Below are 15,426 nucleotides of genomic sequence, written 5' to 3' on the forward strand. Positions count from 1 at the left end.
CCCAAACCTAGGCGACCTCGGACCTTTTGCCCAATCATTGTTCTCCCGCGTGATTTGAGCGGAAACGCGTTGGCCTAGTTGCGAGATTACTATTACGCAACGTTTCGTTGTGAATGGGAACAGGAGCCAAGCCGGTTGCCGCCTGAAGATTCCGACTTACTTCGGTGACTGCCGAAAGAATGAGTTGGCCGGCTTCTTCATAGGTTTCGAAAGATCGACGATAGGGATCAACTATGTCGTCGTCTCCGGGTCTCCTGACTACACGTGAGAGCCCTCTCATAGACGAGACGTCGGCGATGAAGCCACCTAACCCTTCTCGGTTTCGCTTCCTGGGACAGGCCTGCGCCCTCGGCGTACGTTCGGCATGCGTCTCGAGCAAACGCTGAAACTCACGCAGCGTGAATGTTTTGCGGGACGCTCTAGGAACAAGAGAAACGACAGCTGCCCGGTGTTCACGCGCAGCGACAAGGATAAGGTCAGCTCGTTGGACTCCTTCCGTCGTCAAGTCCCTCGCCATATGATCAGAAGGATCACCGCCGAGAGCCTGCGATAAGAAGGCCGCCTCAGACGTCATGGGCCTGCCTGTTAGCGCGTGAGTTCCCGCGCTGCGCGTGCTGACGAGATCAGACATCGAGCGTGTCTGTGACCGAAACAATTGCTCGGCCAAAGGCGAGCGACAGATGTTCCCCGTGCACACGAATAGCACGTCGAAAAAGTCGCCTTCGGCATCCGATTGGACCATGACGGCACTCCTGTTGACGTTGCTCGTTTACTTTGAGGCCATCTCGCCGGGCAATGAAGCGTCGCCGTATGTATACCCGTACCCATATCGACCCTGACCGTAGGCGTCGGGACCCTTTGTCGGGAGCATCGTCAAAACCACTCCCGATACGGGCGCATCGACATTCGCAAGAGCAGTGAAAGCCCCCTTGAGCTGATTCTTATGGGTCCGCCCGGCAGCACACACCACGATTGTTCCACCCACCGTTCGAGCCAAGATCGCTGCATCGGTAACGGGCAGCAATGGAGCCGAGTCGAAGAGAACAACGTCGAAGGCTCGGTTGAATTCACTGATCAACTTAAGTAGCGCATCCGACCCGAGCAGCTCGCTCGGATTCGGCGGAATGGTTCCAGCCGGAAGCACGAACAGATCGCGCTGGCCCCATGGCTGGATGACGTCTTCCGGCTCGGCGCGCCCAATCAGCAAATCGGTCAGTCCGACTGCTCCCTCGAGTCCCAGGTACTCGTGGATCTTGGGACGGCGCAGGTCCGCGTCGACCAAAAGCACCCGTGAACCAGCATCGGCCAGAGCGATCGCGAGATTGACCGCAGACGTGCTCTTACCCTCACTCTGAATAGAAGATGTGATGACAAACGATCGATTCTCCCGCCCAACATCTAGGTACTGGAGATTCGTTCGCAGCGTGCGAAACGACTCCGCACGGGGACTACGAGGATCGTCGTGGACGATGAGTGGGCGTTCTGCTGCCTTCGGATCGAAGACGATTCCGCCCAGGATCGGAACATCTGTGATCGCCTCGACATCACGTTCGTTGCGAATACGGTTGTCTGAAGCCTCACGCAATACCGCAATGGCAATACCAAGGGCCAAGCCAACCAAGCCGCCAAGGCCGATGTTCAGAGGAATGTTGGGACTGACTGGAACCTGGGGAACTTCGGCATGCTGCACCAAAGTCAGTTTGACGGGCGATGTCTCGGATCCTGAGTTTGCAGGAGTCTCGATTTTCTCTACTACCTGAGAAAGGCTTTCCGATACAGCTGTCGCGATCTGAGACGCGAGCGCGGGGTCGACGTTGGTAACCGCTATCTCGATAAGAGTGGTGTTGAGCGGCGCAGAAGCCGTGACCTGCGACGCGAGTTCACCACTACTGATGTCAAGACCGAGTTCGGCAATCACCGGCAAGAGCACGATGGGCGTGGTCGTGAGATCGGCGTAGGTCTTCACGCGCTGCTGGGTGAAGGTATTCCCCTGCTGTAGGTCTGAAGCGGTAGACCCACCGGACGTCGAAACGAACACCTTTGCCGAAGAACTGTATTTCGGCGTCTGCAGAATCGAGAAGCCGGCTGCCGCGCCAATGCCAACAAAGAGAAGTACCGCAATCAGAATCCAACTCTTCTGCAGAACACGTACGTAGTCGCGAAGCTCCACGTCGGCGGCCTTCCCCTCAGGTCGATACAGCACGGCGGCCAAAAACCCCCACCGTCATCGTGCCACAGTTCGGTAGGCGTCCCCGTTTCATCCTGTTACACAGAATTAATGTGATCTGTTCTTCACTTCTCAGTCCCCCTTCGTCGGCGCGGGCCCACCCCCACTACCCCGCGATCCTGCAGTGCGCCATCGGCCCTCTTCAGGTCGAGGATCGACAACGTGTGAGTTTCGAACCGCCAGCGAATCTCAGCCGACGTTCGACCTTGACTGAGGAGTTGGTTGATCGTGACCCAGGTGGCAACGGGCGATCCCTGAGCGCGGGCCCAACCAGACGCGGCGTCATAGACGCGTTTTACTCGAGGGCGAGCCTTATCGCTGCCGAATAACCTTGTAATGCGGGGCGGAATTTCGTCTTTCACTTCGCCATCTCCGTTACGCTCATGGTCGCTTAGAGCACGTGGAGATCAGTCGAAGTTTGCCGCGCAACGAGCATCGTGGTTGTGACCGACCGACGACGCTGCCCCACGACCGATGTTAGTCGTTACGTGCTGACGAACACAGCAAAGCATGCGCCCAATTAGGGGGCAACTTGTTTTCGAGCACCCGATCTTGATATATACCGTTGGAGCCTTAGCGCCGGCCGCTCAACCGCGAGCCAGCTGAGCCAGGCGAAAGGCACAGTCAAGGTGACCGAAGCGATCGCAAAGAGCCAGATCGGAAGAGTGGCGCCGCCGAGGACCAAGATTATGATCTGCTGCACGGGGAAGCCATAAACGTACATGCCATAGGAAATGTCATTACGACGTCCGATGCGAGTGAAAGACCGCGGCAGGCGACTACCAAGGTAGATCATGGCGTAAGCAATGGGCACCGCCGCGAGGGGCTTGAAGAGACCAGCGACGGCCAGCACGACCGCGAGCGCGACGAGAAGCGTAGCGACGATGACTGACGCAGGAACCTTCTCTCTATACCGATAGAGCAATGATCCGGCCAAGAAGAAACTGGAAAGACTTGCGAAGTTATCAAGCACCGGAGCGGGGAACGTCCCTGGCCAGAGTCGAAACGTCACCGAGACCGTGGTTGACAAGACGAGTAGCACGACCAAAGACGCCCCGAGTAAGCGCTCAGGTATGAGCGAGACCAGCAGGCCGATGAGCACGTAGCAGAGAGCCTCGTAGAAGAGAGTCCACAAGGGGATGTTCCACACAAATGGAAAAGCATTGTCGACGAGAGTGTGATCGATGGTGGTCTGCTGCACGAACAGACCCAGGTTGGAGAGCACGTAGGTAACGGCGCTTTCCCAGTCCACCGAATTCCTCGGATCGACCAGCGTTGAAAGCGGCGCGAACACAAGCGCCACCACGATGAGCGCCACCACGAACGCGGGATAAATTCGCAAGAATCTGCGCCACAGATAGCCGACGAGTGATCTTGAGCGGAGTCGACTTGAGGTGACCAAGTAGCCGGAGATACAGAAAAACCCCGCCACCGCCACCAACCCAGGGTCAGTGCCGTTAAGCATGGGCGGCACACCACGGCCGTTCACAAGCCACGAATGGCTCATGATGACAGCAGTGGCAAGGAGTAGACGGATCGCGTTGAGACTGTTGCGAGAAGGCTCGAAGACGTCGTCTATCGTCTTCATGCCCAGCCCGTCAGTTGTCGTCGATTCTTAAGCGTTGATCGGCAGCACGAAGCTGGCGAGAGCATCACTCGGTGATGCAAACGGCCCAGTCCACGCGTGTCGCGTGTGCAGGGTGGCGCTTTTCGCGTGCCAGCCGTCCGTCATGAGGTAGACCGTCGCGATCCTTCTTGGTTGTAGCGAACCGCTGCCAAGCATGATGAATGCCATTGTGCCGGTTACAGATTCGAGATACACGTCGTTCATGATCAACTCCCCCAGTTGTCCTGCTCAGAATAACGCGTGGTGCGTTACCAGGGGATTACTTTTTTTGCACCAATGACGGCAGTTGAACCGCAACAGCCTCGGCCAAAATCTGTGAACCCTGTTCATTCGCAACGACCCCGTCGGAGGATAGCCCCGCGGCCCAAGTACCGTTCGGCGCCGCAACTGGTGTATTCAGATCGAGGACGGGGTAGCCAGCCGTGGCAGCAGCGGTCTGAAGCAGATCGTTGAGCGCCACGACACTCTCGGCCTGGTCGTCGGACGGTGGCACGAGGGCGATGATGGGAGTCGCCCCACGAATGGCCACGGCCTTCCAAAGGTTCTCGACACTCGATGCAACTGTTCTGGGCAAGGCGCCTTCTGCGACATCAGTTGACCCGGCCTGCACGATGACATAACCCGTAAGGGTGGTCGTTGCATCAACGGTCTGTTGCACCTCCGCTACCGTCAGCGGCGACTCCGGAATGGTGGTCGAGCCGAGCACGGGAGCCGCCGTTACCCCTGACACCGAGGATGCGGCGACTGATCGGCTCCACCACGAGTCTGGGGCTAGGGCATTCTGATCACCCAACAGAGTTACCGAAGCAAGCGCTGCGGTCGTGGGCGCAACGGTCGGACTTGGTGTTGCTAGACCAAACGACGTCGGGGCCGGCCTCGACGTAGGGTCGGGGTTGATCCCTGGGCGCAGCGAAACTCCAGACAAAGCAAGCGCCGCCAGAACCAGTGCGGCGGCGGCGATGATGCCCAGCGCCACGTAGTCAGCGGTGCGCCCCAGCCTTCCGCTGTTCGGCCGTCTGCGCGTCGGTTTGTTGGCCATGAAATCCCCCGGCTATAAGAGGGTTCCAGCCTAACCGGCGATTTTTGTAGACCGCACCCGCCAATCTGGTTGCAATCGAGCATCCGGTACCTTGGTCACGTGACAGTGCCTCAGGGGGAGACACCGCGAGCGCGGTGGGGAGTGCTGGAGAGCGCGGTGGGCTTTGTTGCCGCCTTTGTTTTTATCACCTTGCTGATTGCTTGGCTGCGGGGAGCGATCTACTACGACCCCCATGTTGTGCTTCTACTAAGTTATGCCGTTGTCTGGGCACCGTTCCTGGGGGCGGTATTAGTCGCTTGCTATTTGCGGGGAACGGGTTCCCTCGCTCGCGACATCGGGCTTCGAATCACCTGGCTTGACCTGTTCTTCGGAGTAGGGGCAGGACTTCTCGCCAGGTCCGTCGCCGGCATTATCGAGATTGCCTTGACCGGACGGATGGTGGGACTCGGCGTTACGTTCGGCGACACGGTCTACGACGCGTGGTGGCTGTTCGGAACAATTCTGGCTCCGGTGCTCATCGCCCCGTTCATCGAGGAGCTGTTCTTTCGAGGGCTCATGCAACGCGCTGTTCAGCAAGCCGGCACTGGTCTGCTCGGCCCACGGACAGCGACGGTCGTAGCGATCTTGATCAGCGCGCTCTTGTTCGCTCTGCTCCATCTCACCCAGGCGTCAAATCCGACTGCAGCACTCATCCTGGGCGCGTCCGCCTTCGTATTTGGCCTGACTGCGGCAACGATTGCCGGGATCTCGGGAAGGATCGGTGGATCGATCGTCGCGCACATCGTGTTCAACGGCACGCTCGTGCTTGCCTCGCTTTGAAGAGCCAAGCGACTACCTGCTTCGTTGATGAGAGTTCGGTCGGTCAGCACGCGTTAGCCCGAAGATAACCAACCCCGCGTCCATGCACGGTTAGACTCCGCGCATGGGGGAAAATCCAGCTGTATCCGTATTGGTCGCAACGTATAAGGGCGAGTATCTTCGCGAGACGCTGGCCAGTATTACCGCTCAGTCATACGGCAACTTTGAGGTCCTTGTGCTGGATGACGCCAACGACCCAGACTGCCGTCAGCTTGTCGAGGATCTCCACGACGGCAGGTTCGTCTATGTATCGAACCTGACACCACTTCGGCCCGCACTTAACCACTCGAAGGGCATTCAACTCGCGCGTGCCCCGTACATCTCCATCCTCAATCACGACGACCTGTGGACTCCCGACGTTCTGCGTAATCTTGTACCTGTTCTCGATCGGGAGCCGGCAGCGGTGGCCGTATTCGCTCGGGCTCGGGTGGCAAACGAACACGGAACGTTTGACGAGACGCGAACGATCGAAGTGTGGCGAGATTGGCGGTGTACGAACTATCCGGTCGGCCTCATCCTCGACTGGTTCAGCGTCGCTGAGGCCAACCCGAGCATTCCTGCTGGACCCTGCACTTTGTTCCGCGCAAGCGTCCTGAAGCAGATTTCGATCCCGGCGGTGGTCGGCGGAATGTACGACGCGTGGATCGGGTACAAGGTTGCGGCTGCAGGCCCTGTTGTGCACGAGGAAAGCGCTATTGGGCTGTGGAGAGAACACAGCGACAATCTGACTCGAGCCCGCTCGAAGAAGCGCTCGATGGAGCGTATCTACTTCAACTTCAAACTATCCACTGACTCAGCACTTCCCGCTGAGCGACGGGTTTCGGCAGCGATTAAGCTACCCCGATCTCTCGCGGCATGGGCTAAAGATGCCGTTCTAGGTGCTCGAAAGGTAGATCGATAACAGAACTACCGTCTCGGGGCGCTCGTTTCCGGCAAGGTCTTGGTCACACGAGCGGGTGAACCGAAGGCGACACTGTTTGCAGGAATATCTTTTGTGACGACGGACCCCGCCCCGATAACGGAATTATCTCCAATGGTCACGCCTGGCATTACGAAGGACCCACGGCCAATCCAGACGTTGTTTCCGATCACCACAGGAGCCCGAACGATGCCCGAGCCGGCGAATAATTCGTGTGAGCCGTAATCGGAAATTGCTACGAAACTACCGAGTTTTACGTCATCACCAATGACTATTCTTTCCACAGCGGTTAGCGTCACTCCGGAGTTCATGTACGAACGATTGCCCACCTCAATGACGGCGCCTCCGATTGCCCTGATGAATGACCTCGCCTCGGCACCTGAGAATTCCGCCCTGTCACCGAAGTGAATGGTGCCCTCATTCTGGAAAACAGGCGCACGGTGTTCCATAACAGGACGGAGACCGTGCGAGACGCCATTCAGACGAAACGCGGCCAGAGCCCTCGCCACCCGTGTCTCGCGCATTACTCGGCTTGCGATACCAGACATCTCTTACCCCCGGTTTTTCAGATGATGAGCTTCGGAACCATGGCCGGCTCGAGAACGAATTCTCTCACGTTGAGTGGGAACCAGACCTGCAGATCCGAACACGTTCCAGGCACCCCCTCGTTCGGTAGCGTCGCGCTCAGGCCGCCACCGTCTAGAAGTACGGCTGCGGGCAGCTCTTCTCAGCCGTGTGCAGCTCGCGATGGGGCACGTCTTCGAACGGCGTCCAGTACGCGCCGCTCCCGTCGTACGCCTCGAAGCCCGGAGGCTGCCGCATCTCGTAGCCCAGATCGATGAGGCAGTCGCGCGACTCGAGAACCGTCTTATAGATGCCCATGCGCTCGTCGCGCGTGTAGTCGCCGTAGGCGAACTGGTCACCCTCAGCGCTGCACGCATCGGAATCAGCGGCGAAGGAATCTCCGGCGTCCCCCATGAGCATCATCGTCGTCGAGGCGCTACCCTCCTCGAGATCGACCTCCATCGGCCAGCCCTTCGCCCCCATGCAGTTCGCGAAGTCGGCGACGAGCTGAGCCTGCGAGATGTGCGGCGTGGGCGGCGTCGCCCGCGAGATCTCGTCTCCCGCCATGGCGAACCCCACAACGGCTACGCCTCCGAGAAGACAGACGACCGCGACGGATGCCCATCTCAGAGCGTTGCCCGCAGCGCGTTTCGTCATCACCCGATGCTCTCGGATCGCTCGGTCGACCGCAATCAAACGAGGAGCAATTCGACGCTGCGGACGAGACCCGGCGTCTCAACCGAGCGCGATGGATCAGGCGCCCGCGGTCACCAGAACGACGCCAAGCACGAGAGCCAACGCCGCCACCCCGCCGCTCGCCGTCGCGGAGATGGCCAGGGAGTTGAGGCGACCCGACTCTTTCAGCTCCGAGAGCACTACGTCGTTGTCGAAGGCCGTGTGTGCTGCGCGCATGTGCTCTTGCCTCTCTCCAGTCGCCGATAGTGGCGATGATTCGAGGCTAGAGAGAAGGAGACGGGGCGAAGTTCGGTCTTGACAGCTCGAGTAAGCACGAGGCAGCGCCCCGCCCGGTGATGCTACCGGGCGGGGCACTGTGGTGTGGGTCTCGATACGGCCGCGGGCGGTCTACTCGACCAGCGCAGAACCAGGCGGCCTACTCGACCGGCGAGGACGGGCGCGCCGTTCGGCGTCGCCAGGCCACCCGCGCGCCGGCCAGGCCGGCCAGCAGCAGAGCCAGCGCCATCCACAGGCCGACCCGCGGGTCTGCACCCGTCGCGGCCAGCGTCTCAGGCGAAGACGAACCCGAACCAGAACCAGCCGGCGCGGCCGCGCCCGGCTGCCCACCGGCATCCGGAGCACCGGGCTGAGTCGGGTCACTCGGATCACTCGGCGTGCCGGGGTCGGTCGGCTCCGTCGGAACCTCGGCCGCCACAACCCGGAACGTGCTCACACCCGACGTGAACTGCGCTCCGAACGGATCGCTGACCTTCACGTACCAGCCCACCTCGCCGAGCGGCGCGGTCGGCCAGGCCATGGTGGCCTCGGTTCCGCTGGCGACGCCCGTGACCGAGCCGATCGTCTGCGTGGTCTGCACCTCGGCCGTGAACGCGTTGGTGCGCAGCGTCTTGGTCTTCGGCTGGATGCCCAAGGTCGCGTAGGGCACCACGAACTCCTGGTGCTCCTGCTCGAGAGACGGGTCTTCGGAGTCGTAGTCGTCGAGCGACGGCGAGTAGGTGCGCACCGTCATCTTCTGACCCACGTTGTCGAACTGCATCAGGCGCAGGTAGCCGAGGCCGCCCTCTGCCAGGCCCTGGTAGTCGAACAGCATCTGAGTGACCGTGCGGTCCGGCACACCATCTGCATTGTCGTCGAACTGGTCGTAGCGCGTGAAGGCGTCGTGATAGTGACCAGACATCACCATCATGACGTTCGGGTTCGTGGCGATGACCTCGTCGTAGATGCGCTGCGGCACCGGACCGAGTCCACCCGTGGTGAGCATGTACTCGTGCAGATTGATGATCGCCTTGCGCTCGGGGTATTGCGCGAGCGTCGCGTTCATCCACGCGATCTCGGCGTCGCCCGGAGCCCAGCCCATGTAGAGCTGAATGAAGTCGATGCCGCCCGCGCTGATCAGGTCATAGTGACCGCGGTTGTCGAGGTGACTGCCGCCGTACCAGGGGTTCGACTCGAACCGCTGCTGCCCGAACCACTGGCTGTACTGCGTGTAGTCGTTCGTCATCTGGTTCACATCGTGGTTGCCCGCCAGCACGCCGTAGGGCAGACCCGCGGCATCCAACTTGTCGTACGCCGCGTCGGCCCGCACCCACTGGTCGTTGATCAGGCTGTTGTCGACGATGTCACCGGTGTGCGTCACGTACTGCAGGTTGAGGTTGTCGCGCTGCGTCAAAAAGAAGTTGTGGATCGCCTCCTGGTGCTTGTAGTTGTTCGGGTCGGCGTTGTAGTACTGCGTGTCCGATTCCCACCCGAGGGTGAAGTCGTAGTCGCTGCGCGGGGTGTCGGATGCGTTCAGCGGGGTGATCGGGGTGTCTCGCGTCGAGCGCGGTGCACCCGAGAAGCCCTCCGAGTGCTGCACCAGCACCTGCATCGCTCCGTTCGCGGTGTGGTCCGCGGCGGTGACGGTGGCGATGAGTCCGAACTCCACGTCGTCGGAGTCGACGGTCACGTGCCGGTCGATCTCCTCCCACACGCCGGTCGTCACGTTGCGCACGTACATGAGCACCTTGGCACCCGTGTTCGCCGAGCCTGTCCAGGTGAGCTTCGTCTGGTAGTCGGCTCCGGCGTCGGCCGGAATCGCCACGTCGAAGACCTGGTACGGCAGCGCCGTGTCAGAACTGATCTCGGTGTCAAGACCGTCCACTCCGCCCAGCGCCGACACCTCGTCTGCGCTGAGCGCACGGGCGGCGGCCGGATCGGCATCGACCTCGGTCGACACCTCGGTGGTGCCCACGCGGCTCGAGACTCCGCCGTTCGCGGCGTCGAGCTCGTAGCCTCGCGAGAACTCCACGGCGAGCGTGTCACCGCTCGGGTCGTCGACGCGGGCCTTCAGCTCGGCCTTGCCCTCGAGCACCTCGGCGCCCTCTTCGGGCAGAACGGTGATGCCCGACGGCTGCTCCACCGGTGTCGTGAAGACCACAGACGTGTCGGTCACGTTGCCGACGTTGTCGGTGCCCTTCAGCGCGAGGGTGTGCCGGCCTCCGGCCAGATCGACGCTGGATGCTCGATACGGCAGCTTCACGGCCTGGCCATCGAGGGTCGCGACGAACGCGCTCACGCCCGATCCGGCATCCGTGGCCTCGCCGGTCATCACGAACTCGCCGCGATACTCGCTCTCGGCGACCATGTTGGTGGTGACCGCGGGGGCGGTGTTGTCGACGTTGACCGTGCGCTCGACGCGCTGGTCGCCGGCGGATGCGCCGATCACGTGTGCGCCGTCGGCGACCGTGGTCGTGTCCCACTGGTGCGCCACCGAACCGAACGCGTCGTCGGGAATCGTGAACACCGCGTCGTAGAAGTCGAGCTTGCCGGCGGAGTCGCCCATCTGCAGAACGCGCGCGGGGTCGTCGTAGCCGGCGGGGCGCAGTGCCCGCCCATCCGGAAGCACGAGCCTGAGGTTCTGGATCGTGAAGTCGTCGTTGTTCTCGACGCTGAGCTCGGGAGCCGCCTTCGTGCCGGCCCACACGCTGAGCGTGAGCGGCTGGCCCGCGGTGACGTAGCTCAGCGGTACGGCGGTCGTGATCGTCTCGGTTCCCTCGAAGATGCCCTCGTCGAAGATGGTGAGAATGTCGGTACCGATGAGCACGCCGTTGCGGAAGAAGGTGTTCACTCCCCCGGCCTCGAAGGCGAAGTAGGGCTCGCGCTCGAGCGACCGGGTGGTGTCGGCGACGGCCGCTCCATCGATGTCGAGGGATGCGCCGGGCGGGGTGCTCGCAGACGCCGCGACGCGGGTCGTCTTGTTGAGCCACTGGCCCTCGGTCACGTTGAGGCGCACCGGGTCGGTGTTGCCCTGCGTCACCGTGATGCGGCGGGTCTCGGTGGTGACGGTGTTGGTTCCGTCGCGCACCTCGACCGAGTACTCGAGCCACGCCTTGCCGTAGAGGTCGACGCCGGGGATCTCGTACGCGTAGCGCGAGAGCGGGTCATTGGGATCGGTGTCGGCCGGGTCGACGCGCTGGCCGAGCAGGTCGACGACCATCGGCGTCTGATCGACATCGTTGCTCACCGTGAGGCGCACGGTGCGCACCTGGCGGTCGTCGGTGATGGTGAAGTCGATCGGAAAATCGACCGCCGGGTCGACGGTGTCGCCCGTGTTGTCGACGACCACGGACGCCTGCGCATCCACCGGAACCACTACGAGGCCGGCCGGAACCTGGTCTGCGGTGACCGAGCCGGGAGTGGCCGGCGCCTTGCGCAGCAGGGTCTGCTTGGTGATGTCGGCGGCGTCGAAGCCGTACTGGATGCCCTGCTCGGCATCGACGTCATCGACCGTGGAGACCATGTTGTAGTACGCGCGGTTGAGGGCGAAGCCGGTGTTCGTCACGATCTGCATGCCGCGGGCCGAGCCGTTGGCCATGCCAGCCGAGACCACGTCGACGAGCTGGTTCTGCGTGAGCGTCGTGTTGAAGTGCGCGTTGAAGTCGGCGAGGCCGAGCGCGCTGTTCGACGGGTTCTTCACCCAGAGCACGAGCTTGCCGCCCGACGGAATGACGACGTCGCGGGGCGTGCTCGGCCACAGGGCGGTCGACGAGTTGGTCTGGTCGGTGACCGGGTAGAGGTAGCGCAGGCTGTAGTCAGACCAGTCGATCGGGCTATCGCTCGAGTTGTAGACCTCGATGAACTCGTAGCCATCGGCGCTGCCCACGTTGGTGGAGTCGGGCAGCAGCTCGGTGATCTGCAGCGGCGAGGCAACGAGTGCGGGGTCGGGGGCCGGTGCCGGGTCGGCAGGGGTGGTGGGTTCGGTGGTGGGGGCCGTCGTCGGTTGCGTGGTGGGTTCGGTCGTCGGCTCCGTGGTGGGTGCCGGGGATGTCGTGGGCTCGGGCGACGTCGTGGGTGTCGGTTCCGGGTCGGTCGGCGCGGGCGGCAGCAGCACGGCGGGGTCGACGACTCCGGGGCTCGGAACGGCGGTCGACGCGGCGAGCGTCATGCTGCGCTGCGTGGAGTCGGCGGGGCGCGAGAACTGGGCGACGCGGTCGACGGCGACCGAGCCGGCCGGGTAGAACGACCACGAGATCGCCGTGCCGTCGGCGCCGACAACGCGGATTCCGCGGCCGCCAGCGTTGGCCATACCGGCCTGGCCGGTGACGGGAACGACGGCGTAGGCATCCGGCGTCGTGCCCGTGACGCCCGCCCAGTAGGCGCGGAAGTCTGCCGTCGTGTACTTCGTCGTGTCGACGGAGCCCGAGGTGTAGTTGAGCCACAGCACGACAGGGGTGCCGGCGGGCAGCATCGTACCGGCGGGAGCGGTGAACGGAACGTCTCTGGTGCGGTCGTCGGAATCGACGTAGGTGTAGGCGAGCGACAGTCCGCCTGCGCCGACCGTGATGTCGCTCGCCGAGGTGTTCACGACCTCGACGTACTCGAACGAGTCGACACCGGTGTTGTCAGGCGCGATCTCGGTGACGATCACCTCTGCCGCCGGCGGAGCCGCGAAGGCGGGAACCGCACTCGATCCGATGAGGGCCGCGGCGAGAGCCGAGGCGAAGATGGGCAGAGCGAACAAGCGTGAGCGAAGCAACGTGGAAACCCCAGAGATGAACGAACAAAACTCCTCGAATCTATGATTTCAAGGTCGTTTCTCAGGGAACTTTAAGGGAGACAATCCGTGAACGGCCGGTGTCCTACAGGGTCAGAGGTCTCTATCTGGCCGGAGTTGCGGGCAGTTATCGCTTCGAGCGGCGCTCGCCCAGCGTCAGGCCTGCCCAGAACGCGGCGGCCATCAGGCCGAGCACCACGACCGCGATCGCGTAGATCGTCGGAGCCGCGATGAGATGCGAGCTGTTGGGGTCGAACACCTCACCCGAGAGCGGGGCGCGGGCGACCCAGGCGAAAGAGATGGGTTGCGCGGCAAAGTACACCGCAGCCACCGACCCGACCAACACGGCGACGATGGCGGCGACCAACAGCAGGCGTTTCACGGAGGCGAACTTCATGCCTCTACCGTACGGATTGCTCAGCGTGAGAGCGCGACGAATACCAGGGTGAGGCTGATGCCGGCAACGACGACGAGGCCGCCGAGCTTGAGTACATCGGGAGACGGCATTGTGAGCGAGCGCCGCGCTGCGCGGGCCTTCTTCGCGAAGGAGGACTGAGCGGGTGACTTCGCGACGGGCGACGCCGCGCGGGGCTCGGTAGTCGCCTTGGCTGCGGAGCGTGTTGCCGGCGCGGCGTTCTCGGCGGCAGCATCCGGAGCCCGGCGACTCGGCGTCGGCTCGGCACGCTTGGCCGGAGCCTCGGCGGGCAGAAGCGCGGGAGCCGCGACCTTCGGGGTCTCGTCGACTGGGGCCGCACCGCCCTCGACGTCGTTTTCTTCCTCGCCGAACTCGGCGAGCAGAGCGTCGAAGGTGAACTCGCGTTCAGCAACAGTCATGTTGGCGTGATCGCGGGCGGGCACAGGGGCAGTCATGGCATCCGAGCTGTGAGAAAAGAAGTGAAAAGTAGAAGGCGCCCATTCAGCGTAGGGGGTGAACCAACGCCTTCTACTTCTCCAAACATAAGGATTTCTCAGCTCTTTGTAAAGTCGAGCTGAATTCGATCGGAATCAGGCGTGAATTACGCCTGCACCTCGCCGCGCCATGCGCCGTCGGGGTGCTGCTCCGACTCGATGTACTCCTTGAAGTTCTTCAGGTCTTTCTTCACTGCGTGGCCGCCGACGCCCACTGCGGAACCGAGCTTCTCGAGCAGGCCCTTGGGCTCCCAGTCGAGCTGAACAGTCACACGGGTCTCGGTGTCGGCGAGCTTGTGGAACGTCACGACGCCGGCGTGGTCGACCTCGCCGCCGGTGCTGTTCCAGGCGACGCGCTCGTCGGGGTGCTGCTCGGTGATGTTCGCCTCGAAGGTGCGCTCGACTCCGCCGACGCTCACCTTCCACTCGGTGAGGGTGTCAGTCACCTGCTGGATGGACTCGACCTCGTCGAGAAACTTCGGGAACTCCTCGAACTGCGTCCACTGGTTGTAGGCGACGGAGACGGGAACAGAAACGTCGACGGTCTCGATGATCTGGGGCATAAGAGTAACTCCTTGAATTGCGTTATCAGCTTGTCCGTACGTTCACGACGTTACGTCGCCCGGCCTATCGGCAGACACCCCCTTGACGCGCGGCTCATGCAGCACACGACATGCAGCGCGGCCTACGCTGGCCCCATGACTGACGCCCCGATCTTCGGCCCGGCCCACGCACCCGACCTGCATGTGATGACCTACAACATCCGGCGTCGTATGCGGCAGAACGCGCCCGGCAGCCCCGATCTGTGGTCGAGGCGCCAGCCCCTGCTGCGTCAGCTCATCTCCCGCGAGCGCCCCACCGTGCTCGCCACCCAGGAGGCCCTGCCCGACCAGGCCCTCTTCATCTCGGCGGTGCTTGGCCCGCACTATCGCCGCATCGGCTACGGCCGCAACGCCGACGGTACGGGCGAGGGATGCCCGCTCTTCTTCGACTCACGTCGGCTGCATCTCGAGAGCTGGCAGCAGATCGCCCTGTCAGAGACACCGGATGTCGCGGGGTCGCGCTCCTGGGGCAACCTCATTCCGCGCGTGGCCGTGGTCGCCCGCTTCATCGACGTGAAGACGAACGAACCCCTTCGCGTGGTGAGCACGCACTTCGACCACATCTCCAGGCGCGCTCGACTGCGCTCGGCACAACAGCTCGCCGCCCTCGCCGCATCGAGCGACGAGCCGATCATCGTGATGGGCGACATGAACACCGATGTCGGTACGGTTCCGTTCGACGCGATCGCCGGCGTCGACGGCCCCCTCGTGGATGCCTGGACCGCGGCGGGCGTTCGGCTCACCGCCCCGTGGGGAACGTTCTCGAACTACCGCTCTCCCAAGACCGGCACCAAGCGCATCGACTGGATCCTCGTGAGCCCCGAGCTGCAGGTGCGCGAGGCGGCCATCAATACCTCGCGTTTCGACGGCGCAGCCGCATCCGATCACGAGCCCGTGCAGGTGCTGCTGCGGCCGCGCAAGTCCCCCGCGGGTGACGCCGCCGCTGGGTAGTC

General features: G+C 62.7%; 15 protein-coding genes. 3 read left to right on the forward strand and 12 right to left on the reverse strand.

The window, feature by feature from the left end; translation table 11 throughout:
* Positions 1–34: 34 nt before the first annotated feature.
* From ASE64_RS17915 to ASE64_RS17875, 5 genes are all read right to left on the reverse strand, one after another.
* Entirely contained in the window at positions 35–742 is a 708-nt protein-coding gene (locus ASE64_RS17915; RefSeq protein WP_082465878.1) for an arsenate reductase/protein-tyrosine-phosphatase family protein, read from the reverse strand.
* 27 nt (positions 743–769) lie between these two features.
* Positions 770–2,203, reverse strand: coding sequence for a polysaccharide biosynthesis tyrosine autokinase (locus ASE64_RS04150; RefSeq protein ID WP_326939020.1), 1,434 nt, complete (start codon positions 2,201–2,203; stop codon positions 770–772).
* 544 nt (positions 2,204–2,747) lie between these two features.
* The gene (locus ASE64_RS04155) at positions 2,748–3,815 is read right to left on the reverse strand and encodes an acyltransferase family protein (protein ID WP_055776243.1); all 1,068 of its coding nucleotides are present in this window, start codon (positions 3,813–3,815) and stop codon (positions 2,748–2,750) included.
* Between the two features lie 27 nt (positions 3,816–3,842).
* On the reverse strand, positions 3,843–4,058 hold the full coding sequence (locus tag ASE64_RS04160) for a hypothetical protein (protein ID WP_156351631.1): 216 nt from the start codon (positions 4,056–4,058) through the stop codon (positions 3,843–3,845).
* Positions 4,059–4,113: 55 nt separating this feature from the next.
* Positions 4,114–4,893: an SGNH/GDSL hydrolase family protein gene (locus ASE64_RS17875; protein ID WP_326938948.1), complete on the reverse strand. Its 780-nt coding sequence runs from the start codon at positions 4,891–4,893 to the stop codon at positions 4,114–4,116.
* A gap of 156 nt (positions 4,894–5,049) precedes the next feature.
* Between ASE64_RS17875 and ASE64_RS04170 the strand changes: the two genes are divergently transcribed.
* Positions 5,050–5,712: a CPBP family intramembrane glutamic endopeptidase gene (locus ASE64_RS04170; RefSeq protein WP_156351633.1), complete on the forward strand. Its 663-nt coding sequence runs from the start codon at positions 5,050–5,052 to the stop codon at positions 5,710–5,712.
* Positions 5,713–5,815: 103 nt separating this feature from the next.
* Entirely contained in the window at positions 5,816–6,652 is an 837-nt protein-coding gene (locus ASE64_RS17070) for a glycosyltransferase family 2 protein (protein WP_082465879.1), read from the forward strand.
* A 5-nt stretch (positions 6,653–6,657) separates the two neighbouring features.
* On the opposite strand, the gene ASE64_RS17880 is transcribed toward ASE64_RS17070, so the two are convergent.
* From ASE64_RS17880 to ASE64_RS04200, 7 genes are all read right to left on the reverse strand, one after another.
* On the reverse strand, positions 6,658–7,119 hold the full coding sequence (locus ASE64_RS17880; protein ID WP_326938949.1) for an acyltransferase: 462 nt from the start codon (positions 7,117–7,119) through the stop codon (positions 6,658–6,660).
* A gap of 250 nt (positions 7,120–7,369) precedes the next feature.
* Positions 7,370–7,891, reverse strand: a complete 522-nt coding sequence (locus tag ASE64_RS04180; protein ID WP_156351634.1) for a hypothetical protein — start codon at positions 7,889–7,891, stop codon at positions 7,370–7,372.
* Between the two features lie 96 nt (positions 7,892–7,987).
* Positions 7,988–8,146 (reverse strand): hypothetical protein, encoded by a 159-nt coding sequence (locus ASE64_RS17320; RefSeq protein WP_156351635.1) that lies wholly within the window; start codon positions 8,144–8,146, stop codon positions 7,988–7,990.
* A gap of 199 nt (positions 8,147–8,345) precedes the next feature.
* Entirely contained in the window at positions 8,346–12,944 is a 4,599-nt protein-coding gene (locus ASE64_RS04185) for a metallophosphoesterase (protein WP_055776258.1), read from the reverse strand.
* A gap of 145 nt (positions 12,945–13,089) precedes the next feature.
* Positions 13,090–13,359 carry a hypothetical protein gene (locus ASE64_RS04190; RefSeq protein ID WP_055776261.1) on the reverse strand — a complete coding sequence of 90 codons (270 nt, stop codon included), beginning with the start codon at positions 13,357–13,359 and terminating at the stop codon, positions 13,090–13,092.
* A 20-nt stretch (positions 13,360–13,379) separates the two neighbouring features.
* Positions 13,380–13,832, reverse strand: coding sequence for a hypothetical protein (locus tag ASE64_RS04195; protein ID WP_156351636.1), 453 nt, complete (start codon positions 13,830–13,832; stop codon positions 13,380–13,382).
* Between the two features lie 146 nt (positions 13,833–13,978).
* Positions 13,979–14,434 (reverse strand): SRPBCC family protein, encoded by a 456-nt coding sequence (locus ASE64_RS04200; RefSeq protein WP_055776268.1) that lies wholly within the window; start codon positions 14,432–14,434, stop codon positions 13,979–13,981.
* Between the two features lie 135 nt (positions 14,435–14,569).
* Between ASE64_RS04200 and ASE64_RS04205 the strand changes: the two genes are divergently transcribed.
* Positions 14,570–15,424: an endonuclease/exonuclease/phosphatase family protein gene (locus ASE64_RS04205; protein ID WP_055776271.1), complete on the forward strand. Its 855-nt coding sequence runs from the start codon at positions 14,570–14,572 to the stop codon at positions 15,422–15,424.
* Positions 15,425–15,426: the final 2 nt, after the last annotated feature.

Origin of the sequence: Agreia sp. Leaf210 (genome assembly GCF_001421485.1) — a bacterium.
Lineage (GTDB): Bacteria > Actinomycetota > Actinomycetes > Actinomycetales > Microbacteriaceae > Agreia.